The sequence below is a fragment of the Streptomyces sp. NPDC047515 genome (genome assembly GCF_040643055.1).
In the GTDB taxonomy this organism is placed as follows: domain Bacteria; phylum Actinomycetota; class Actinomycetes; order Streptomycetales; family Streptomycetaceae; genus Streptomyces.
In genome coordinates, this window is record NZ_JBEYTM010000007.1 from 84,991 (window position 1) to 105,689 (window position 20,699).

The 20,699-nt window shown below is 70.7% G+C and carries 20 protein-coding genes and 7 tRNA genes; 12 read left to right on the forward strand and 15 right to left on the reverse strand.

The annotated features are described in order from the left end of the window. Nucleotides 1–11 precede the first annotated feature (11 nt). On the forward strand, nucleotides 12–1,682 hold the full coding sequence (locus ABZ826_RS08145) for a hypothetical protein (RefSeq protein ID WP_361444382.1): 1,671 nt from the start codon (nucleotides 12–14) through the stop codon (nucleotides 1,680–1,682). Nucleotides 1,683–1,739: 57 nt separating this feature from the next. Here ABZ826_RS08145 and ABZ826_RS08150 read toward each other — a convergent pair whose 3' ends face one another. Beyond that, complete coding sequence (locus ABZ826_RS08150) at nucleotides 1,740–2,300, reverse strand: HIT domain-containing protein (protein WP_361444032.1); 561 nt, start codon at nucleotides 2,298–2,300, stop codon at nucleotides 1,740–1,742. 66 nt (nucleotides 2,301–2,366) lie between these two features. On the opposite strand from ABZ826_RS08150, the gene ABZ826_RS08155 reads away from it, so the two are divergent. Further along, nucleotides 2,367–3,044, forward strand: coding sequence for a potassium channel family protein (locus ABZ826_RS08155; protein WP_361444035.1), 678 nt, complete (start codon nucleotides 2,367–2,369; stop codon nucleotides 3,042–3,044). 71 nt (nucleotides 3,045–3,115) lie between these two features. Here the strand turns inward: ABZ826_RS08155 and thrS are convergent, their stop codons facing one another. The 3 genes from thrS to ABZ826_RS08170 form a co-directional block, all read right to left on the reverse strand. Next, complete coding sequence (thrS, locus tag ABZ826_RS08160; protein ID WP_361444038.1) at nucleotides 3,116–5,101, reverse strand: threonine--tRNA ligase; 1,986 nt, start codon at nucleotides 5,099–5,101, stop codon at nucleotides 3,116–3,118. A gap of 135 nt (nucleotides 5,102–5,236) precedes the next feature. After that, nucleotides 5,237–6,514, reverse strand: a complete 1,278-nt coding sequence (locus ABZ826_RS08165) for a hypothetical protein (RefSeq protein ID WP_361444041.1) — start codon at nucleotides 6,512–6,514, stop codon at nucleotides 5,237–5,239. After that, nucleotides 6,514–7,080, reverse strand: a complete 567-nt coding sequence (locus ABZ826_RS08170; RefSeq protein ID WP_361444044.1) for a DUF4365 domain-containing protein — start codon at nucleotides 7,078–7,080, stop codon at nucleotides 6,514–6,516. The genes ABZ826_RS08165 and ABZ826_RS08170 overlap by 1 nt, the downstream gene beginning before the upstream one ends. A gap of 192 nt (nucleotides 7,081–7,272) precedes the next feature. On the opposite strand from ABZ826_RS08170, the gene ABZ826_RS08175 reads away from it, so the two are divergent. Next, nucleotides 7,273–7,998: a 3'-5' exonuclease gene (locus ABZ826_RS08175; protein ID WP_361444047.1), complete on the forward strand. Its 726-nt coding sequence runs from the start codon at nucleotides 7,273–7,275 to the stop codon at nucleotides 7,996–7,998. Nucleotides 7,999–8,094: 96 nt separating this feature from the next. On the opposite strand, the gene ABZ826_RS08180 is transcribed toward ABZ826_RS08175, so the two are convergent. Next, a tRNA-Val gene (locus tag ABZ826_RS08180) sits at nucleotides 8,095–8,166 on the reverse strand. 39 nt (nucleotides 8,167–8,205) lie between these two features. Further along, entirely contained in the window at nucleotides 8,206–8,652 is a 447-nt protein-coding gene (locus ABZ826_RS08185; RefSeq protein WP_361444050.1) for an SRPBCC family protein, read from the reverse strand. Nucleotides 8,653–8,735: 83 nt separating this feature from the next. On the opposite strand from ABZ826_RS08185, the gene ABZ826_RS08190 reads away from it, so the two are divergent. Continuing rightward, nucleotides 8,736–11,258 (forward strand): hypothetical protein, encoded by a 2,523-nt coding sequence (locus ABZ826_RS08190; protein WP_361444053.1) that lies wholly within the window; start codon nucleotides 8,736–8,738, stop codon nucleotides 11,256–11,258. A 413-nt stretch (nucleotides 11,259–11,671) separates the two neighbouring features. Here the strand turns inward: ABZ826_RS08190 and ABZ826_RS08195 are convergent. Continuing rightward, a tRNA-Val gene (locus tag ABZ826_RS08195) sits at nucleotides 11,672–11,743 on the reverse strand. 54 nt (nucleotides 11,744–11,797) lie between these two features. After that, nucleotides 11,798–12,265: a TIGR02611 family protein gene (locus ABZ826_RS08200; protein ID WP_361444056.1), complete on the reverse strand. Its 468-nt coding sequence runs from the start codon at nucleotides 12,263–12,265 to the stop codon at nucleotides 11,798–11,800. Between the two features lie 190 nt (nucleotides 12,266–12,455). Between ABZ826_RS08200 and ABZ826_RS08205 the strand changes: the two genes are divergently transcribed. Together ABZ826_RS08205 and ABZ826_RS08210 are read left to right on the forward strand one after the other, a co-directional pair. Beyond that, the gene (locus tag ABZ826_RS08205) at nucleotides 12,456–12,869 is read left to right on the forward strand and encodes an SsgA family sporulation/cell division regulator (protein ID WP_003959770.1); all 414 of its coding nucleotides are present in this window, start codon (nucleotides 12,456–12,458) and stop codon (nucleotides 12,867–12,869) included. 342 nt (nucleotides 12,870–13,211) lie between these two features. Then, on the forward strand, nucleotides 13,212–13,799 hold the full coding sequence (locus tag ABZ826_RS08210; RefSeq protein WP_361444059.1) for a CGNR zinc finger domain-containing protein: 588 nt from the start codon (nucleotides 13,212–13,214) through the stop codon (nucleotides 13,797–13,799). 4 nt (nucleotides 13,800–13,803) lie between these two features. Here ABZ826_RS08210 and ABZ826_RS08215 read toward each other — a convergent pair whose 3' ends face one another. The 3 genes from ABZ826_RS08215 to ABZ826_RS08225 all read right to left on the reverse strand — a co-directional run bounded on the left by ABZ826_RS08215 (nucleotide 13,804) and on the right by ABZ826_RS08225 (nucleotide 16,026). After that, a complete protein-coding gene (locus tag ABZ826_RS08215; protein WP_351074278.1) occupies nucleotides 13,804–13,959 on the reverse strand; it encodes a hypothetical protein in 156 nt (51 codons plus the stop codon). Nucleotides 13,960–14,297: 338 nt separating this feature from the next. Beyond that, nucleotides 14,298–15,317 carry a LacI family DNA-binding transcriptional regulator gene (locus ABZ826_RS08220; protein ID WP_361444385.1) on the reverse strand — a complete coding sequence of 340 codons (1,020 nt, stop codon included), beginning with the start codon at nucleotides 15,315–15,317 and terminating at the stop codon, nucleotides 14,298–14,300. Between the two features lie 250 nt (nucleotides 15,318–15,567). After that, nucleotides 15,568–16,026: a hypothetical protein gene (locus ABZ826_RS08225; protein ID WP_361444062.1), complete on the reverse strand. Its 459-nt coding sequence runs from the start codon at nucleotides 16,024–16,026 to the stop codon at nucleotides 15,568–15,570. Between the two features lie 205 nt (nucleotides 16,027–16,231). On the opposite strand from ABZ826_RS08225, the gene ABZ826_RS08230 reads away from it, so the two are divergent. Then, complete coding sequence (locus tag ABZ826_RS08230) at nucleotides 16,232–16,747, forward strand: DsbA family protein (RefSeq protein ID WP_361444065.1); 516 nt, start codon at nucleotides 16,232–16,234, stop codon at nucleotides 16,745–16,747. A gap of 70 nt (nucleotides 16,748–16,817) precedes the next feature. Here the strand turns inward: ABZ826_RS08230 and ABZ826_RS08235 are convergent, their stop codons facing one another. The 3 genes from ABZ826_RS08235 to ABZ826_RS08245 form a co-directional block, all read right to left on the reverse strand. Beyond that, entirely contained in the window at nucleotides 16,818–17,654 is an 837-nt protein-coding gene (locus ABZ826_RS08235) for a GNAT family N-acetyltransferase (protein WP_361444068.1), read from the reverse strand. A 64-nt stretch (nucleotides 17,655–17,718) separates the two neighbouring features. Further along, nucleotides 17,719–18,540 (reverse strand): aminodeoxychorismate lyase, encoded by an 822-nt coding sequence (locus ABZ826_RS08240; protein WP_361444071.1) that lies wholly within the window; start codon nucleotides 18,538–18,540, stop codon nucleotides 17,719–17,721. Further along, nucleotides 18,540–19,574, reverse strand: a complete 1,035-nt coding sequence (locus ABZ826_RS08245) for a chorismate-binding protein (RefSeq protein WP_361444388.1) — start codon at nucleotides 19,572–19,574, stop codon at nucleotides 18,540–18,542. Before ABZ826_RS08245 ends, ABZ826_RS08240 begins: the two co-directional genes overlap by 1 nt. Before the next feature lie 163 nt (nucleotides 19,575–19,737). Here ABZ826_RS08245 and ABZ826_RS08250 point away from each other — a divergent pair. From ABZ826_RS08250 to ABZ826_RS08270, 5 genes are all read left to right on the forward strand, one after another. Further along, nucleotides 19,738–19,810, forward strand: a tRNA-Gly gene (locus ABZ826_RS08250). A 37-nt stretch (nucleotides 19,811–19,847) separates the two neighbouring features. Then, nucleotides 19,848–19,921 (forward strand) — tRNA-Cys (locus tag ABZ826_RS08255). Between the two features lies 1 nt (nucleotide 19,922). Continuing rightward, nucleotides 19,923–19,994 (forward strand) — tRNA-Val (locus tag ABZ826_RS08260). A 19-nt stretch (nucleotides 19,995–20,013) separates the two neighbouring features. After that, a tRNA-Val gene (locus ABZ826_RS08265) sits at nucleotides 20,014–20,085 on the forward strand. 23 nt (nucleotides 20,086–20,108) lie between these two features. Continuing rightward, nucleotides 20,109–20,183, forward strand: a tRNA-Val gene (locus tag ABZ826_RS08270). Between the two features lie 183 nt (nucleotides 20,184–20,366). On the opposite strand, the gene ABZ826_RS08275 is transcribed toward ABZ826_RS08270, so the two are convergent. Next, on the reverse strand, nucleotides 20,367–20,639 hold the full coding sequence (locus tag ABZ826_RS08275) for a zf-TFIIB domain-containing protein (RefSeq protein WP_361444074.1): 273 nt from the start codon (nucleotides 20,637–20,639) through the stop codon (nucleotides 20,367–20,369). Between the last annotated feature and the right edge of the window lie 60 nt (nucleotides 20,640–20,699).

The window sequence follows — 20,699 nt, forward strand, 5'->3', positions numbered from 1 at the left end:
TGGGGGCGACAGTGGCCAACGACGGATTCGATTTCTCTCCTGGAGCGCAGATCCCGCTCCAGGGCTCGGGCGGACAGGCGGTGGCGACGAACGCCCTCGCCTCGGCCGCGTACCGCGACAGCCCGGTGGAGCAGATCCTTGACGCCAACAGCGAGTGGCACAAGTCCGAAGTGAAGGTCGGCCGTTCCAAATTCCTGAAGTCCGACTACTTCAAGCCCAATCTCGGTGAGGCGTTCTCCCGTGCCGTCCAGGAGCGGATGCTGGGCGGTGCCCGGAAGGCCCTCGTCCAGTCCTTCGGGACCGACCCGCGGATGGTCGTCGAGCACTGCCTGTCCGCGACTCGCCTCCGCAGGGCACGCGATACCAAACTGACCGCCGTCACCGCCCTGTTCGGCTTTCTCTTCCTGCCCGGAATGCTCCTGTGGATCATCACCTTCCGGCTGCGCGACGGGCTCAGCGGCACCAAGGACAAGGCCCTCGCGGCCCTGGGCAACGCCCTGCTCCCGGTCGTCGGCATCGTGGCCCTGTTCTTCCTGGTCAAGCTGCCGCTCACCGGATTCCTGGCGCTCTACGCACGGGCGATGATCGTCGCCCCCGTCGTCGGCTGGCTCCTCGCCAAGCGGATCGCCGAGTCCTCCGCCAAGGACATGCGCGCCCGCTGGGAAGGGCTGCTCTCCGGCGGCGGCGTCATCGCCAAGATCCCCGAGGCCGTCCCCAAGAACCCCAACGAGACCGCCCGCGAGGCACTGCGCCAGGGCCTGGAGAAGCTCTCTGCCGAGCAGCAGTCCAACTCGGTCTTCTACGCGGGCCCCAAGGGAATCCTCGGCATGGGCACCCGCTGGGGCAGCTGGCAGCTCGCCGAGGAGCTCGTGTCCAAGGAGCCCGGCAAGGAATTCCATCAGTTCCGCAGCTGGGACCTGATTCGGGCCATCCACGACCAGCTCAAGGTGCTGGAGCGCGGCCCGCTGAACACCGGAGGATTCCCCACTCCGTCGGTCACCCACTGGATCGTGTCACCCGTCGGTGAGAACGCCGACTCGATCTCCCGCCCCGACGGCGAGGACGTCGCCACCTTCCAGGTCAAGCCGCACGAGATACAGCGGATCTGCAACCACCAGCAGTTCGGCGGCGGCGACCGGCACTACCTGGGCGTCCAGTTCACCCTCTGGGACGGTCAGTTGGTCATCACCATGATGATCACGGTCACCGTGCTCTACGAAACCCTGCGCATCGAGGTCACCGGACACGCGCTCGGACCGGTCCACTCGCTCTTCACCAGCAAGCCGTCGGCGAAGACGAAGACGGTCAACAAGACCGTCCGGTTCTGGGAGACCCGCGACATCACCCTCGCGCTGGTCGAGCCCCGCGAGGTCGTCCGCCTCGCCCTGCGCGCCCCGTTCACCTGGTACCCGCCGCTCCTCGACTACCTGGGCGGCAAGATCGCCCTGCCCGAGCCGTTCGGGCTGCGCCACGCCTGGGCCGAGAAGCCGTGGCGCCACCGCTTCATGGCCGATGACGCGATGCGCGCCGCCACCCCCGTCCTGCGCGCCGTGCACACCGCCGCCCTGCGCGTCCTGGAGGAGAACGGCGTCGACACCGAACGCTTCGACAACCGCTCGATGATTCTGAGCGGTGCCGTGCAGGACCCGACCCCGCGCAAGGCCGACCTGTACGACGCGTAGACGCGGTGTGGGCGCCCCGGCACGAGCGGGGCGCCCACACGGAAGCGAGAGCTCGGATCAGGCCGCGGGCCAGGCGTCGGCCAGCATCGTGCGCGTATCGGCGAGCAGCTGCGGCAGCACCTTCGTATGCCCGATCACCGGCATGAAGTTGGTGTCGCCGCCCCAGCGCGGCACCAAGTGTTGGTGCAGGTGCGCGGCGATACCGGCTCCCGCGGAAGCACCCTGGTTCAGCCCGATGTTGAACCCGTGCGCGCCCGACGCCGCCCGCAGGGCCACCATCGCACGCTTGGTGAAATCGGCCAGTTCCATGGTCTCCGGACCGTCCAGCTCCGTGTAGTCGGCGACATGCCGGTACGGCACCACCATCAGATGCCCGCCGTTGTACGGATACAGGTTCAGCACGGCGTACACCTTCTCGCCGCGCGCGACGACAAGCCCGTCTTCATCCGATTTCGACGGGATCGCACAGAACGGACAGCCGTCGCCGGCCTCCGGACCGGTCGGCTTGTTCTCGCCCTGGATATACGCCATCCGGTGGGGCGTCCACAGGCGCTGGAACGCGTCGGGCGTCCCCACTCCGATCTGCTGTTCCGGCTCACTCGTCATGCCGATCAGCATATTGCTTCAGCCCTCGGCAGCGTGTCGCCGGGGCCGCACCCGTCAGGGCCCGGAGATGCTGAGGCGATGAGCGACCAGCCCGCGGAATCCGTCCCTCTTCCTTTCAGGCGCTGGGAGCAGCGCACGGAACTGCCGCTCTTCGGCGCCTCGCTGCTCTTCCTGCTCGGTTATGCGGTCCGCGTACTGGTTCCCCACGACGCGGAGCCCTGGCGCGGCCTCGCCCTCGCCCTGGTCTGTGCCACCTGGCTGCTCTTCGCCGCGGACTACGTCGTACGACTCCGCCTCAGCGGGCTCGGTCACCGCTTCTTCCGGGTGCACTGGCTGGACACGCTGGTCCTGCTGCTTCCCCTGCTGCGCCCGCTGCGCCTGATCCGGGTCTACACCGCGGTCCAGCGCCGCAGGGAACAGCCGCGGCTGAGCCTGTACGCCCGCGTGATCGCATACGCGAGTGCGACCGCTCTGCTGCTCGGCTTCTCCGCCGCACTCGCCGTGTACCACCAGGAACACCTGGCACAGGGTGCCTCGATCGTTACCTTCGGCGACGCGGCGTGGTGGGCGTGCGAGACGCTCACGACGGTGGGGTACGGGGACACGGTGCCGGTCACACCGAGCGGCCGCGTCGTCGCGGCGTGCCTGATGGCCTGCGGGCTGGGGCTGCTGGGGGCGGTGACCGGTTCGTTCTCGTCGTGGTTGCTGCACGTGTTCAGACGGGAGGACGAGAAGAGGCCCCCGGAGGGCGGGTAGCGCTCCGGGGGCCTCTCACTCCGTGCCGTCGGGCCCGGACTCCGCGCGGGCCGGATCCGGGCCCGGGGCCGTCAGACCTGGACGCGGTCCTCGACGGCCTTCTGGATCTTGGCGAGGGCGTCCTCGACGGGGATGCCGTTCTCCTGCGATCCGTCGCGGTAGCGGAAGGAGACGGCGCCGTTCGCCATGTCCTCGTCGCCAGCGATGATCATGAAGGGCACCTTGGCCTTCTGCTGGTTGCGGATCTTCTTCTGCATCCGGTCGGAGGAGGCGTCCACGTCCACTCGGAGCCCCTTCTTCCGGGCCTTGGCCGCGAACTCCTGGAGGTACGGGATGTGCGCGTCGCCGATCGGGATGCCGACCGCCTGGACCGGGGCCAGCCAGACCGGGAACGCACCCGCGTAGTGCTCCAGGAGCACCGCGAAGAAGCGCTCGATGGAACCGAACAGGGCGCGGTGGATCATGACCGGGCGCTGCTTGCTGCCGTCCGGGCCGGTGTACTCCAGGTCGAAGCGCTCCGGCAGGTTGAAGTCGAGCTGCACGGTCGACATCTGCCAGGTGCGGCCGATGGCGTCCTTGCACTGCACCGAGATCTTCGGGCCGTAGAACGCGGCGCCGCCCGGGTCCGGGACCAGCGGCAGACCCTGCTTCTCGGCGACCTGGCGCAGTGTCTCGGTCGCCTCCTCCCACACCTCGTCCGAGCCGACGAACTTCTCCGGGTCCTTGGTGGAGAGCTCCAGGTAGAAGTCGGTCAGGCCGTAGTCGCGGAGCAGGTTCAGGACGAAGGTGAGCGTCCGGTCGAGCTCCTCCGCCATCTGCTCCCTGGTGCAGTAGATGTGCGCGTCGTCCTGCGTGAAGCCGCGCGAGCGGGTCAGTCCGTGCACCACGCCGGACTTCTCGTACCGGTACACCGTGCCGAACTCGAAGAGGCGCAGCGGCAGTTCACGGTACGAGCGCCCGCGCGCATCGAAGATCAGATTGTGCATCGGGCAGTTCATCGGCTTGAGGTAGTAGTCCACCCCGTCGTCGAGCTGCATGGGCGGGTACATGCCGTCGGCGTACCAGTCCAGGTGACCGGACTTCTCGAAGAGCTTGCCCTTGGTGGCGTGCGGGGAGTAGACGAACTCGTAGCCCTCCTCCTCGTGACGCCGTCGCGAGTAGTCCTCCATGGCGCGGCGGATGATGCCGCCCTTGGGGTGGAAGACCGCGAGACCGGGGCCGATCTCGTCCGGGAAGGAGAAGAGGTCCAGCTCGTTGCCGAGCTTGCGGTGGTCGCGCTTGGCGGCCTCCTCCAGGAACTCCAGGTGCGCCTTGAGCTCGTCCTTGGTGGGCCACGCGGTGCCGTAGATGCGCTGCAGCATGGGGTTCTTCTCGCTGCCACGCCAGTACGCCGCGGCGTTCCGCATCAGCTTGAACGCCGGGATGTTCCGGGTGGTGGGCAGGTGCGGACCCCGACAGAGGTCCTTCCAGCACAGCGCGCCGGTCTTCGGGTCGAGGTTGTCGTAGATGGTCAGCTCGCCGCCGCCCACCTCGACGTCCGCGCCGTCGCCGGCGTTCTCGACGGAGTCGGAGCCCTTGATGCCGATGAGCTCCAGCTTGTACGGCTCGCCGGCCAGCTCCTCGCGGGCTGCCTCGTCCGTCACGACCCGGCGGGAGAACCTCTGCCCCCGCTTCTGGATCTCCTGCATCTTCTTCTCGATGGCCTTGAGGTCCTCGGGAGTGAACGGCTTCTCGACGTCGAAGTCGTAGTAGAAACCGTCCTTGACCGGCGGACCGATGCCCAGCTTGGCCTCGGGGAAGAGCTCCTGCACGGCCTGCGCCATGACGTGCGCGGTGGAGTGCCGGAGGATGTTCAGGCCGTCCTCGGAGGAGATCTCCACAGGCTCGACGACCTCTCCGTCGGCGACGGCGTACGCGAGGTCCTTCAGCTCGCCGGCGACCCGGGCGGCGACGACGGTGCGCTCGCCGGGGAAGAGCTCGGCAGCCGTAGTGCCCGTCGTCACCACGCGCTCTTCCCGCTCGGAATCGCGTTGGATGATCACACGGACGTCTGACACCGGTCTCTCCTGACTCAGGGGGTACGCACGCAATGCGTGGTGCGCGTGCGATACGAATCGTACCGAGCCGCGGGCCCCCTCTGCGAAACGGTTGAGCCGCGAAGGCCCCGCGCTCCCCCGCGGCACGCCCCCACGTCACTGTTCGCCGGTGCAGGCCTCCTCGAAATAGTCGACGTTCTCCTGGAGCGCCTTCATCAGCCGGTCCCGTTCCGCCTCGTCCACCTGCACCGGCACCACCTGCGAGGCCCGGGTCAGCCGCCGGAAACCGCCGCGGCTCTCCAGCCTGCCCTCCACCCGGACCGGCAGCCCGACCAGGTGGGCGTGGCCGGCGATCCGGTACGCCTCCTCGTCCAGCTCCAGCCGTACGTGCGGCACCTCGGCGCCGGCCAGCACCCGCAGCCGCACGACTCCGGCGCCACGCGGTCCCGAGCGGCGCAGCCGGACGACGGCGCCGGTGATCCGTACCGTCACCGCGGGCTCCTCCCTCAGGTAGCGGGCGCCCGCCCGGCGCAGGGCGGGCAGGTCCCCGGGGGAGAATTCCACCGGCTCGGGGCGCGCCGGGCAGCCCTCGGGAACCCCGGCGGCGGGCGCCCAATCCAGCGCGATGCCGACCCCTTCCGAACCCCGGACGAGTGTGATGAGGGCCTCGGTGAGTTCCCGGCTGACGCCCGCCTCGACGGCGGCGTCGAAGGCTTCGAGCCTCCCGGTGGCCCGCTGGTAGTCCACGGCGTCGCGCGTGGCGTGCAACGCGTGGTGGAGCCGTACGGCGACGGCGCGGTCCGGTTCCACGGGGACGAACGCGGTGAGGTCGCACCCGTCGGACACGGGTCCGACGAGGATGCCTTCGAGGGCCGCGCGCGCCCGGCGACGGTGGCGCGCCCCGTGGTAGCCGGTGCGTCCCCGCACGGCCAGGGCTCCGGCGAGCAGGATCTGCCGGGCGGCGGTGCGCAGCTGTTCAGCGCCCGTCCAGCTGGCCGCTCCGGCCACTCCCCCGACCGGTTCGGGGGCCTCGCGCCACCAGCGGATCTCGTCGCTGGGCACGGCGAGGGAGATCAGGACCTCTCGGGCGGAGGGGGCGGCGCTGCGGGCGAGCGCGGTCAGCGCCTCGCCGAGGAGGTCCTCGCTGTCGGGAAAGGCAGTGGTGTCGGGGACGAGGAGGCTCGTACCCCCGCCGGGCGGGGCCGGTGGTCCCGGTGGCGTCCAGCGGCTGTAGCGCCCGGCCGCCCCGCCGCGGCGACGCCAGCCGTGCCGGTCGAGCAGGGCGCCGAGGACCACGGGGTCGACACGGCCGGGGTCGGGGACGTCCCCGGGCGGCTGGGAGGCAGTGGGCCACGGCGCCGCGGATTCGCCGGGGTGCGGGCGGGTGGCCGACGGGATCGCTTCGTCGGCGGAATCGTCCATCGACCGGTGCATCAGGGTCTCCCTCCCGCCCCTACGCGGGTCATGATCTCGCAGAGCGCCCGATCGTCGAATATGCGCGAGGTCGGGATCCGCACGGTGGTCCGGTGCCGGCCCGTCACCGCGTGGCCGGCCAAGTTGGTCCAGTAACAGCAGTGCCGCAGGTCGAGCCGGTCGTGTCCGGCGCGCAGCCAGTCGTCCTGGCTGCGCGGCACGATCATCACGACCAGGATCTTGTGCACCGAGACGGGGGTACGGGCGAGCTTCACGAGGTGTGCGTTGTCGAGCGTGAAGGCGAACGTCGGTCCCGGCGGTTGCGGCGGAATCTGGTAGGTGCATTTCAGCTGCACCTTGATGGTCACCTCGTCGTCCACGGCATGACCGGGGGCGCCGTGGCTGACGTGCCAGTCGATGCCGTTGTCGGGGAAGGGCTGCGACAGCGAACATCCGGCCGCGGCCGCGACCGCGTGCAGGTAGCCCACCTGAAGAGTCTCCATGCAGGCGGTGGTGGCGAGTGTGCCGCGCAGCGGTGCGATCCGCTGGGGCAACAGCCCGCTCGGTTCGGGCTTCGCGAGCGCCATGGCTGCGTGTGCCTTCCGGGCTGTGCCGATCGGTTCTTCGGAGCGGGGACGACGGGCAACTCTCCTGCCCGTCACTTGTGTTGTCACCGCACGGGACGGCTCGCAAACGGCGTATCAGGCAAAGGGGGCGGGTATCACCGGACCGGGCAGGGGAATCACACCATCTGCCGTTCGGGCACGAGGAGTTCGGGGATGACTCATTGGTACGAGGGGCCACTGGCCGCTTTTGACACCGAGACAACGGGAGTGGACGTCGAGGAGGACCGGATCGTTTCGGCCGCCCTGGTCGTCCAGGACACGGCGGGCGGACGGGTGCGCGTCACCCGTTGGCTGGTGAATCCGGGGGTTCCGGTACCCGTCGGGGCGACCGAGATACACGGCCTGACCGACGATCACCTCCAGCGCAACGGCCGTTGGCCGGCGCCGGTGATGGAGGAGATAGCCCGCGCGCTGAGCGAGCAGTGCGCGGCCGGCCGCCCGCTCGTCGTGATGAACGCTCCGTTCGATCTGACGCTGCTGGACCGCGAACTGAGGCGCCATCGCGCGTCGTCGCTCGCCGGCTATCTGCAGAACTCTCCGCTGTGCGTGCTGGATCCACGCGTGCTCGACAAGCATCTGGACCGCTACCGCAAGGGGCGGCGCACTCTCACCGATCTCTGCGAGCTGTACGGCGTGGTGCTGGACGGCGCACATGACGCGGCGGCCGACGCGACGGCCTCGCTGGAGCTGGTACGGGCGGTGGCCCGGCGCTTCTCGACCCGCCTGGAGCGGCTCACGCCGCCGGAGCTGCACACCTTGCAAGCCGTCTGGCACGCGGCGCAGGCGCGGGGCCTCCAGGCGTGGTTCGCGAAGAACGGCACGGCGGAGACGGTGGATCCTGCGTGGCCGCTGCGCCCGGAGCTTCCCACCGCGGCGTGACCGGACGGGCGGGCCGGTGAACGCCGGCACGGCTTCCGGGTCCGGACACGCAGAAGCCGGTCCGTCGATTCTGCTGACGGACCGGCCTCTCCCGGGTGGGCGATACTGGGTTCGAACCAGTGACCTCTTCGGTGTGAACGAAGCGCTCTCCCACTGAGCTAATCGCCCGGGAACGGGTTGAACCATACAGGGCCCGGCGGGTCCGGTTCAAACCGCTCCCAGCCTGGCCGTGAGGCCCCGGCGTCCGGCTCGCATCATCAGGGCGTGGTTGGCCCGGAACACGACGCGCCCTGGCACCGCCAGGAGTCGCATCAGCGGTCTGCGGACCACGACCTCCTGCTCGTAGGTGGCCCGGCTGCCGCCATCGCGCGCGGTGACCGTCCACCTGGCCCAGCCGTCGAGGTCCCCACCGAGGGCCGCTTCGAGGACCCGGGCCGTGGGGTCGCGGCGGCGTTCGCGGACGGTCATGACGAGGTCGTACGGGAGGAAGGAGCGGATCCGGGTGGTACCGGTGATGTCGTCGACCGAGGTGACCTCACGGACCTGCGGCCACCAGCACGGGTAGTCGTCGGGGCGTCCGAGGATCTCGTACACGGTGTCGGGCGGTCCCGGCAGGTCCCAGACACTCACGAATCGGTAGTGACTCCAGTCCATGACCCCAGTCTGCTCGTACTCAGCCGGGGAACTGAGTATCCGAGCGCATGTCCGATCCTGTGGCTCGCGCCACACTCCGGTTCATGGAACATGTGCCGCCGCCCGCCGAGGAATTGGCGCTCCTCGATCGTGAGCTGGCCCGGCTGGACGCCCGCCGGTCCCAGTTGCTGATGCGTCGTGCCTGGCTGCTGAGTGCGCTCGGGAGCCCGGTCGCACCGTCCGCCGCGCCGCCCGCCCCGCCGTTCGCGGCTCCGCCCGGACGCCCCGGTGCACCGGCCGGACCGCCGCGCAGTGCGCAGAATGTGCTGCTCACCCTGGGCGGTCTGTTGCTGACCGTCGCGGCTGTCGCGTTCACCCTGGTGAGCTGGGGCGACATGGGGATCGCGGGCCGCTCGGCGGTACTCGCGGTGGTGACGGTGGCGGCGCTGGCCGCTCCTGCCGTGCTGCTGCGGCGCGGGCTCTCCTCGACGGCCGAGTCGCTCGCCGCCCTAGCGGCGGTGCTGACGGTGCTGGACGCGTATGCGCTGCACCGGGTGGCCGTGCCCGAGGCCGACGGACGCGGGTTCGCCGCGGTCGCCGCGGCGGTGCTCGCCGCGCTGTGGACGGCCTACGGACTGCTTCTCGGCCGGCTCCGGCTGCCACTGCCGCTCGCGGTGGTGAGCGCGCAGCTGCCGCTGCTGCTCTGGGCGTGGTCGGCGGGTGCGGGTGCCACGGCGTTCGGCTGGGCGCTGCTGCTGACGGCCGCGTCGGACTGCGCGATCGCCTTGTGGGGCAGAGGCGTTGCGGTACGGGTGACGGCCTGCGTCGGTGGCTGGGCGACGGGTCTGGTGGGGCTGCTGGTGGCCCTGGGCCAGTCGGTGTCCGCCGATGGGATGTGGGCCGCTTCGGCGCCGGGCGCGTTGTTGCTCGCGGGTGCGGCGGTCGCGGTCCTCGGGGCGTGGCGTGCACCGTCGGCGCAGGCGGTGGCCGGTGGTCTGGTGGCCGGGCTGTGCGGGGTGGCGGCGGTGGGCGGAGTGGTGCGTGCCGGGATGACCTGGGACTGGTCGGTGCCGGTGTATCTCCTGTGCGGGGTGGCGCTGCTGGCGGCGGTGCGCGCTGCGCTGCCGCGCCCGGTCGGACAGGGGCTGGTGTGGGCCTCGGCCGCGGTGACCGCGGGGGCGGTGCTGGCCGCGCTGCCGCCGGTCGGCATGTCGCTGATCGGTACCGTGACGCAACTGTTCCGGGTGTGGTCGGGGGCGCCCGACGGCGGCGTCCGGGGAGCACTGGGCACCGAGGGGCCGACGTGGTCCCACCTGGTCTCCGCGCCGGTCGCGCTGCTGGCGGTGGCCGGTCTGCTGGGGGCTGTGCACCGGTTCTGGGAGCGGGTATCGCGGGCAGCCGGACCGGTGCTGTCGCCGGGGCCCGCGTGGCGGGCCCCGGCGGGGGCCGGCGCGGTGGCGCTCGGCTGGGCAGGGCTCACCGCCCTCCCCGCGGTGCTGGGGTTGTCGTACGCCGCTGCCGTGTCGATGCAGTTGGCGCTGGTCGCCGGTGTCTTCGCGGTCGCGGTACGCGGTCTGCGCGGCGGGCCGGGCGGGGTGGGGGCGACCGCTCTGGTGTGCGGTCTGATCGGTGCGGCGGGCGCGGGGATGCTGTCGCTCGCCACGGAGGTCGCGACGTACGCGGCGTTCACGGTGCTGCTGATGGTGTTCGGGGCGGCCGCGGTGGTGCTCGACGGCGCCCCGGCTTCCGCGGCGCGGGCGCTGCCGCCGCTCCCTGCCGTCCAGGCGGTGCGGGCGGTACGGACGTCGCAGCTCGTGCAGGCAGTACCCGCGTGCGGCGCGGTGATGTGCGCGATGGTGCTGGCCCGCGCGGTCGGGGAGTTGCTGGGGCTCGCCGGGTATCGGGCGGCGCCGGTCATGCTGGTCGTCCCCACGGTGACCGCGCTCCTCGGGGCGCGGCTGCGGGGCCGCCCGCCCGCTCTGTCGGTCGAGCTGACCGGCGGCGTCGCGGGTGTGGTGGCGGTGGGCATGGCGGTGCCGGACCTGCCGTTCCTCGCGCTGGTGCTGGCGCTGTGCGGAGTGCTGGCGGCGGGCACAGGTGTGCGGCCCGAGCGGCGGCCGGTGGCTGGCCCTCTGGCGATGGTGCTGTTCGTCCTGGCTGCCTGGCTGCGGCTGTCGGCTTCGGGGGTGTCGGTCCCGGAGGCGTACACCCTCCCGGTGACAGTGCCCGCCCTGGCGGTCGGTGTGCTGCGTCGGCGCCGTGATCCGCAGGCGTCGTCGTGGACGGCGTACGGGGCGGGTCTCGCCGCGACGTTGGTGCCGAGTCTCTTCACGGCGTGGGTCGATCCGCACTGGTTGCGGCCACTCCTGCTCGGCGTGGCGGCGCTGGTGATCACCCTGGCGGGCGCGCGGCTGCGGCTGCAGGCGCTGCTGCTGCTCGGTGGTGCGGTGCTGGCGCTGGTCGCTCTGCACGAACTCGCGCCGTACGTGGTCCAGGTCGTCGGCGCGCTGCCGCGCTGGCTGCCGCCCGCCCTGGCCGGGGTGCTGCTGCTGATGGTCGGCGCGACGTACGAGCAGCGGCTGCGCGATGCCCGACGACTGAAGGAGGTTCTGGGCCGGATGCGTTGACGGTGTGCCGCGCGGCCGGTCCGGGGCCTTGACGGGCTCGGGCCGGCGGGTGGTCGTCAGGGCGTCCATCGGGGCGTACCGGACAGGACGCAGACACGGCCCGACTGCCCCTGGCATTCGCACGGCAGGCGCTTTTCGCGCTGATCGAATGCGCGGAGTTCCGCAAGGCATCGGGATGCATTGCCCAGCGAGGTCCGGAGTCCGAACTCCTTCCGGTCAATTCCCGTGATCCGGCAGGGCGGCCGTGGAAGTCCGCCCCGATCCCGATATCCGGACGATTCTTCTCGAAGGGTGGATTCCTTCCATGCGCGCGGCCACGGCCCATTGAGTAGATGAGCCACGGCCCTTTGAGTGGATGAAGAAACGCAAAGGGCCCGTGAGACTCTGCGGTCTCACGGGCCCTCTGTTCCGGGTGGGCGATACTGGGTTCGAACCAGTGACCTCTTCGGTGTGAACGAAGCGCTCTCCCACTGAGCTAATCGCCCGGGCGCAGGCCAAACATTACCCCATGTCAGCGGTGCCCCATGACCACGCCCGGGTCACTCGTGGATCTTCCACGGCATGATGACGCCGAACTTCCAGACGTAGATCCCCACCAGCACCACGATGATCACCAGACCGGTCACCGTGAGGATGATGTTGCGCCGCCGGACCTTGGGATCGAGCGCCCTCTGAGCGGCCTCGGTGACCTTCCTGCGGGTCCAGCGCAGCACCAGCTGCGCCCACACGAACTCGGTCGCCCAGATCGCCATGCCGCCGAAGATCACCAGCCAGCCGGGGCCGGGCAGCGGAAGCATGATGATCCCCGCCACGACCACCGCGAGGCCGACCACGAAGACGCCGACCTGCCAGCTCAGATGCAGCGCCCTGGAGGCCTTGATGAATCCGGGCGCCCGGGAGCCGAGCTTCCGGACCTCCTTGGTCACACCCTCCGTCACGTCCCCCGCGGCGGACAACAGTTTCGCCGGTACGGCGCCCCCGTCCCGCTCGTCGCTCTCCGCGTTCATGGGAGCCAACCTACCGGAACGGCCTTCGTCACCGGAATGGCCGCATAACCCAAAGTTACACACCGCCGTACGAGCTACCTGAAGGGCCATAAAAAGGTCAGAGGGGTTTACAACGCCACCGTAGGTGGCATGTCGATTTCGCCGACGTGCGAATCCCCGAGCGCACACTGAGCGAAAGGCCCTGGCGCTTATGAACACCACGGTCAGCTGCGAGCTGCACCTGCGCCTCGTTGTGTCGAGCGAGTCCTCACTGCCTGTACCCGCGGGCCTGCGGTATGACACGGCCGATCCTTATGCCGTGCACGCCACCTTCCACACCGGAGCGGAGGAAACGGTCGAATGGGTTTTCGCCCGCGACCTCCTTGCCGAGGGGCTGCACCGGCCCACCGGCACCGGAGACGTCCGCGTCTGGCCATCCCGTAGTCACGGCCAGGGCGTCGTCTGCATCGCACTGAGCTCCCCAGAGGGCGAAGCCCTGCTCGAAGCCCCGGCGAGGGCGCTGGAGTCGTTCCTGAAGCGGACCGACGCCGCAGTTCCGCCGGGCACCGAGCATCGTCATTTCGACCTCGACACGGAGCTCTCACACATCCTGGCCGAGAGCTGAGCCAGGCCGAGAGCTGCACGGCGCCGTCCGACTCGGGGAGACGGCGCCGCGCGGACAACCTCATAGGGCTGACACCGACGCCGTCATCACGGAATCCACCGTGGTGACGGCGTCGGCGCGCGTCGCCCTGCGGCCGCACACGCACGGATGCAAGCCCCGAAGCCCCGGAGGGCCCCTCTCGGCCCGGGCGGGCGCCCGCACCCCACACGTACCACCGGGTGGCCGGTAAGCGTTCCCCGCACCCGTCACGGGCCCTCTCGGCCCTCTGTGCGCCGTCGCCGAGCCAGTAGAGTCAGCCGGCATCGGCGGACACCCGCCCGCCGGAGGCCAGGGAGCGAAAGCGTGCTGATCCCCCACGACACCCGGATCGCCCTCGACACGGTGGTCGATCTGCTGAACACCGCACCGGAGAGCGAGCCGCCGGCGAGCGGGCAGCCGGAAGCCGGGCCGGCCGACGGGCTCGCCGGTATCGAAGCGCTCTACGACTTCGCGCGGCGCCATCGCATCAGCGGCGTGGGCGAGCTCCACGAGAAGGACCTGCGCGCCGTACGGGACGTGCGGGCGCGTTTCGCCGCGATCTTCGCGACGGACGACGCCCGGATCGCGGCCTCGCTCGTCAACGCCCTCGTGGCCGCCGCCGGCACCACGCCGCAGCTCAGCAATCACGACGGCTACGACTGGCATGTGCACTATTTCGCGCCGGACGCCTCGATCGCCGATCACCTCGCGGCCGACTGCGGCATGGCACTGGCCTTCATCGTGGTGGCGGGCGAGCAGGAACGGCTGCGGCGCTGCGAGGCGCCGGACTGCCGCCACGCCTTCGTCGACCTCTCCCGCAACCGCTCCCGCCGCTACTGCTCAAGCCGGACCTGCGGTAATCGTCTGCATGTGGCCGCGTACCGGGCGCGCCGCAAGGAAGCGGCCGGCTGACCGTTCACAGCATGAAGAGATCATGCACCGCGGCCATCAGCAGCAGGCTGCCGATCACCGCGAGGAAGATCATCAGAGGGGGCTGGGAAAGCGCGAAGAGGCAGCCGCGCGGCTCTTCGGCAGGGGGTGCGGGGGCATCGCCCGGGGAGGTGTCCACCATCTCGGGACGATCATGACTCAGTTCGGCCCCCGTTGGCGATCAACACGCCTGTTCACACGGGGAGTTCCCCCACCCAGGTACCGAACGGGAATCGCCCTGACGTCCGATCGGCCGTCAGGTTTTCGGCCCGACGGCCGGTGAACGGCCCCGCCCGGACCCGGGCGTCGCCCAACGCCGCACCGTACCTACCGAATTCTCGAACCGCGGGAAGACGGCCCGACCGGTCACCGACGCACCACCGGAAGGCCCGGGGCCGATCGGATCACCGGACTCCGTTCCGCGGTCGCACAGTTGGACCGGGACGGCGGGAGCGGGGGCACAGCCGGCGGGCCGCGGTCTCAGCGGGGCGCCGCGCTGGAGGCGCGCACCACGAGCTCCGGCTGGAGCACCACGCCGCGATGTTCGTGAGTGCCGTCCTCGTCGTCCGCTTCCTCCAGCAGGAGTTCCGCGGCCATCCGGCCCATCACGACCGCGGGCTGGCGGACCGAGGTGAGCGGTACGGCAGCGGCTGCGGCGAATTCGATGTCGTCGTAGCCGACGATGGCGATGTCGTGCGGCACGCGCACGCCCGCCGCGTACAGGGCCTGCAGCACGCCGAGGGCGAGCAGATCGTTGGCACAGAACACCGCGGTCGGCCGGGGGACGAGACCGAGCAGCCGGGCCCCGGCATCGCGGCCGGCGGCCACGTCCAGGCGGTCGGAGGGGATCTCGACGAGTGCTTCGGGCGGCAGTCCGGCGTCGGCCAGCGCCGACAGGGCACCCTGGCGCCGGTCCCTGATCTGGTGGAGGTCGCCGGGCCCGCTGACGTAGGCCACCGAGCGGTGCCCGGCCGACACCAGATGACCGACGGCGAGCGCACCCCCGCGCACATCGTCGACGGAGACCGCGCAGGTCCCCGCGCCCGATGCCACCCGGTCCACCAGCACGAAGGGGATCCGGTGGCGGCTGAACGCCTCCAGATTGCGGCCGGTCGCGTCGGCCGGGGTGACCAGCACGCCGCATACCCGCTGTTCGGCGAAGAGTCCGAGGTACTCGGCCTCCTCCGCCGGGCTCTGGCCACTGTTGCAGACCATGACGCCGAGGCCGGCCGCACGGGCGGCGCGCTCGGCGCCACGGGCCACGTCGACGAAGAAGGGATTGCCCATGTCGAGGACGAGCAGGGCCATGATCCGGCTGCGGCCCGCCCTGAGCTGCCGGGCCGACTCGCTGCGGACGTACCCGAGTTCCTCGATGGCCGCCAGCACCCGGGCGCGGGTCTCCGGCAGCACCGCCTCGGGCCGGTTGATCACGTTGGACACGGTGCCCACGGAGACTCCGGCCTGCCGGGCCACATCCTTGATCCCTGCCACACGCGCCACTTGCCCTGCCCCACTGATGCCCGCTGCCGCACGGGTCCGCGGCATCGCCCCATCGTACGGACGCGGTTGCGCGGAACTGCGTCGTCCCGGGCCGCCACCCGCTGTCGCCACTGCGCAATGACTTGCTTCAATCCGGCCTCGGACGCCGGCTGCCTCCCGTACATCGTCAAGGTGGTGCCAAGGTGATCCATGAATCGATTCACCATCAGGGGCACGCGTGCCCCCCGCCGGGAGACGGCGGGGGCAGGGGTCAGATGCCGTGCTTCTTCAGGATGGCCTCGATGTCACTGAAGTCGTCGCCCGACGAGGCGGACCGCTCCGGCTTCGCCTTCGCGCCGGACTGCGCGCGGGTCGCCGGGAGTCCGGACCCCAGGGAGGGTGCCGAAGCCGCGGGGGCGACGGCCCCGCCCTGCGCCGCGCGCGCGGCGGCCTTGCGCTCCTTGCGGGTTCCCAGGCCGCGGCGCTCGATCGCACGCGTGGTCATGAACAGCAACCAGGCCACGGCCAGCAGCCCGAAGCCGAGCCACACACTCGGCTTGAAGGCGATGCCGACGACCCAGTCCACGACCCCGGTGAGCACCAGGCCGATCGGGACCAGGGAGTAGGCGGCGATCCGGGCCGCGGTGAGGAAGCGCTTCCGGTACGCGGTGACGGCGGCGATGCCCAAGCCCGCCGCGGACACCGCGGAGCAGATGGTCTCGGCAAGCATCAGGGCCTCCAGGGCGCAAGGGGAAACGTCCCTTCCATCCTGCACCGCCCACCGGCCGAGCGGCCACGGTCCGGGCCCACATCGGGGACATTTCAGGGCCGGGATCATCCCCAGGTGCCGATTCGGCGGCATCGCCGTCATCCCGGGCCGGCGCCGGACCGGGTGCCGATTGGGACGCGCGCGGGAGCCCTGGGAGACTGGCCGCATGAGCGATTCCACCCCTGCGGCCCCTGTCGTCCTCGACCTCTGGTGCGAGCTGCAGTGCCCCGACTGCCACCAGTCCCTCGCCGATGTGCGGGCCCTGCGGGCCAAGTACGGCGACCGCATCGAGGTGCGACTGCGGCACTTCCCGCTGGAGAAGCACAAGCATGCCTACGCCGCCGCGCAGGCGGCCGAGGAGGCGGTGGAACAGGGCAAGGGCTGGCCGTACATCGAGGCGGTCCTCGCCCGCACCGCCGACCTCGGCCGCGCCGGTGAACCACTCCTGATCGAGGTGGCGCGGGAACTCGGCCTGGACGCGGAGGAGATGGACACCGCTCTGATCGACGGACGCCACATGCTGATCGTCGATGCCGACCAGGCCGAGGGCAAGGCGATCGGGGTCACCGGCACGCCGACGTATGTGATCGGTGACGAGCGGCTGGACGGCGGAAAGAGCCAGGACGGGCTGCGCGACCGCATCGAGGAGATCGCCGACCGGCTGCTCGCCGAGCGGGACTGAGCCGAGGGGCCCCGGGACGTGCCGGTGGCGCCGCCCACCCTGGGGGCCGGCGGGGCCACTTCCGAACGCCCTACAACGCTTTGGCCAGGTTGTACCGAGTCGTCCGGTAACCGAGCGACTCGTACAGCCGCAGGGCCGGTGTGTTGGACGCGAAGACGTGGAGTCCCAGCCGATGGGCACCCGCGTCCAGCGTGATGCGCTCGGCCTGCCACATCAGGGCACGTCCATGGCCACGGCCCCGGTACTCCTCGTCCACCTCGACGTCGAAGACGAATCCGGTCGTCCCGCTCGGGCCGTCTTCGTGCACCGACACCCACACGTGACCGACGACCGCGCCCTCGTGCACGAGCACATGGAAACGCATGCCCTCGGTGCCGATGCCGTTCGGCAGGTTACGGGCGTGGTCGGACCGGGACTTCTGCAGGGCCTGCTCGGCGGGGACGCCCTGGTCGATCCAGGACTGCGCGTACGTGTCGACGCTGGTGCGCTGCCATTGCGCGAACTCCTCGGTACTCATCGGGCGGGCGGCGACACCGTCCGGGAGCCCCGGAGCCGTCCGGTCGAGGTCCTTGAGCATGTTCCGGCTGCGTTCGGTGTAGCCGAGTGCGGCGGCCAGCCGCTGGGCTCCCTCATTGCCCGCCGGTACCGAGAGGGACACCTGGCCGCATCCCCATCCGCGCAGCACCTCTTCGGCGGCGAGCGCGGCTATGGTGCCGCGCCCCCGCCGCCGGCTCGGCTCGTCGATGCTCAGGGAGCGGAGCTCACCGGCCTTCGCACCGAACCTCGGATCGGTGCCGATCTCGACGGCGCCGACGGGCCGCCCGTTGTCGCACACGTCGTACGCGCGGCTCTTCGCGCCGTCGGCGCCTTGCTGGATCGGCCCGGTGGGCCGGAGGGTCGTGGTCATCGGGAACTTTCTATCCGCCGGCCCCGGGCCCGTCACCCGGTTTTACCGATCCGAGGTACGGGTCCTACGGGTCGAGGTCGTTTCCGGCCCGCTCCTCGAAGATCCGCATGGCCTTGGCCGTCACCGGGCCCGGTCCGCCGGACAGCACCCGGTCGTCCACCCGGTGGACGGCCTGCACGTCGCGCAGCGTGGAGGTCAGGAAGATTTCCTCGGCCCGTTCCAGGACATCGAAGGGCAGGTCGGTCTCCTGAGCCCCTGTCCACTCGACGGCCAGCGCGCGGGTGATCCCGGCGAGACAGCCGGAGGCGACCGGCGGGGTGTGCAGTTGTCCGTCGAGCACGACGAAGACATTGGACCCGGTGCCTTCGCAGAGCCGCCCGATCGTGTTGGCGAAGAGCGCCTCCGACGCGCCGTGCTCATGGGCGCGGGCGAGGGCGACGACGTTCTCGGCGTACGAGGTGGTCTTCAGCCCGGCGAGCGCACTGCGTTCGTTGCGCGTCCAGGGGACGGTGATCACGGCGGTGGTGTCGGGGCGGCGCCTCGCCTCCCCCAGGGCGACGACGAGGCCGGGGCCGGTGTCCCCGCGGTCGGAGCCGAGCGGGGAGAGTCCGCCCGTGTAGGTGATGCGCAGCCGGCCGAGCGCCATCGGATTGGCTTCCACGACGACGGAGCAGGCATGGCGCACCTCGTCGAGGTCGGGCTCGGGGAGGCCGAGGCCCCGGGCCGAGCGGGTCAGCCGGTCGAGGTGGCGGGTGAGGGCGAAGGGCCTGCCGTCGACGGTCTTGACCGTCTCGAAGATGCCGTCCCCCACGGTGAGTCCGTGGTCGAGCACGGACACCCGGGCGTCGTCGGCGTCCCGCAGTTCGCCGTTGACCCAAATCCTCATCACGCCGTCCTTCCCGTCGCTTCGTAAGTGCCCGACGCTACAGCGAGCAGTCGGGACGCCTTGAGTTCGGTCTCGTCCCATTCGCGCTCCGGATCGGAGCCCCAGGTGATGCCTGCCCCGGTACCGAAGCGCAGTACCGGGGCGGCCGCTGTCCGGTCGATCCAGAACGTCCGTATGCCGACAGCCAGGGAGGCGGTGCGGCGGTCGGCGTCGACCCAGCCGATACCGCCGCAGTAGGGCCCCCGCGGCGCGGTCTCCAGCTCTTCGATGATCCTGAGCGCGCTGGACTTGGGTGCCCCGGTGACGGAGCCGGGCGGAAACGCGGCGGCGAGGAGTTCGGGCCAGCCGACGCCCTCGGCGAGCGCTCCGCGCACGGTGGAGACGAGGTGGACGAGGCCGGGGTGCTTCTCCACCGCGCAGAGGTCGGGGACCGTGACCGATCCGGTGGCGCAGACCCGGCCGAGGTCGTTGCGGACCAGGTCGACGATCATCACGTTCTCGGCGTGGTCCTTCTCCAGCAGGTCGTGCTCGGTCCGTCCGGTGCCCTTGATCGGTCCGGACTCGACGGTCCGGCCGTCGCGCTTCAGGAACAGTTCGGGGGACGCGGTGGCGATCTCCACGCCGTGCGCGGGCAGCCGGATCGTTCCCGCGTACGGCGCGGGGTTGCCGCGCGCGAGCAGCGAGGTCAGCGCGTCCACGTCCGCGGCGGCGGGGTCGGGCAGCTCCGCGGTCATCACCCGGCAAAGGTTGGCCTGATAGACCTCGCCCGCCGCGATGTACGCGCGGATCAGCCGTACGCCCTCGGTGTACGCGGCACGGCCCAGGGACGAGTTCCAGTCACCGGCCGCGGGCCCGCGCCAGGCGCCGCGCACCGGGGCGGGCACCTCCTCGGTGCGTACGGTGCCGAATCGCGCGCAGACGAGGCGGCCCTCGAAATCGGCGGATACGGCCCAGAAGCCGGACGAGTCGAGGGCTGCGGGATCACTGGTCACGTCCTGGAGATCGGAGGCGACGAGGCCGCCGAAGCGGGCCATTGGAGCGAGGTCGTGCACGCCGTTGAGTCTAGGACGGCGCCCGATGACCTGCGCCGGGGCGAACGCACCTCAGCACGCTGCACAAACGCGTTTTTGTACTGGCCCGGGAATCCGCTAGAGTTCAACACGTCGCCGGGACGCGCAAGCGGACCGGGAAGGACAAGCGGACGTAGCTCAGTTGGTAGAGCGCAACCTTGCCAAGGTTGAGGTCGCCAGTTCGAACCTGGTCGTCCGCTCGCAGAAAGTGGGGGATCTTCCCGAACCCTCACTCCTGGTGGAGTGGCCGAGAGGCGAGGCAACGGCCTGCAAAGCCGTCTACACGGGTTCAAATCCCGTCTCCACCTCCACGGACGATTAGCTCAGCGGGAGAGCGCTTCCCTGACACGGAAGAGGTCACTGGTTCAATCCCAGTATCGTCCACTGATCCACAAGGATCCCCGCGCGATTAGCTCAGCGGGAGAGCGCTTCCCTGACACGGAAGAGGTCACTGGTTCAATCCCAGTATCGCGCACGCAGTACACGCAGTTTCACCCTGCGCGATTAGCTCAGCGGGAGAGCGCTTCCCTGACACGGAAGAGGTCACTGGTTCAATCCCAGTATCGCGCACCACCGAAAGCCCCGGTCGTCTCGACGACCGGGGCTTCGTCGTTCCACGTTCCACGATGCGCACGCACCAGTGAGCGGCCGACCGACGGAACGCATCGCGGGCCCGGCCGAGGAGCCGCCGGGCCCACGATCGGGCTCGCACCGGTTTCCGGGCCTTTGATCAGGCACGCACCGGTGTCGGGCCGGTCAGGACGAGAAGAGCATGTGGCCGAAGCTCTTGTGCCGGTAGTGACCGCCGTGGTGCTGCGGGGCACCCCAGGCCGGAGCCGGGGCGGCCGGGTACGCCTGCGGGGCGGGCGGCGGAGGCGGGGCCTGCTGGGTCCACTGCGCCTCGATCCGGGTCAGGGTCTCCAACTCGCCGTAGTCGAGAAAGATCCCCCGGCAGCCGCTGCACTGTTCGATCTGTATGCCGTTGCGGTTGTACGTGTGCATCTGCGCGTGGCACTTGGGGCACTGCATGGTTCGGCTCACTCCTCGCCGTCGGTTCGCCGTCGCCGGAATGCGTGCCCGCCGACGGTC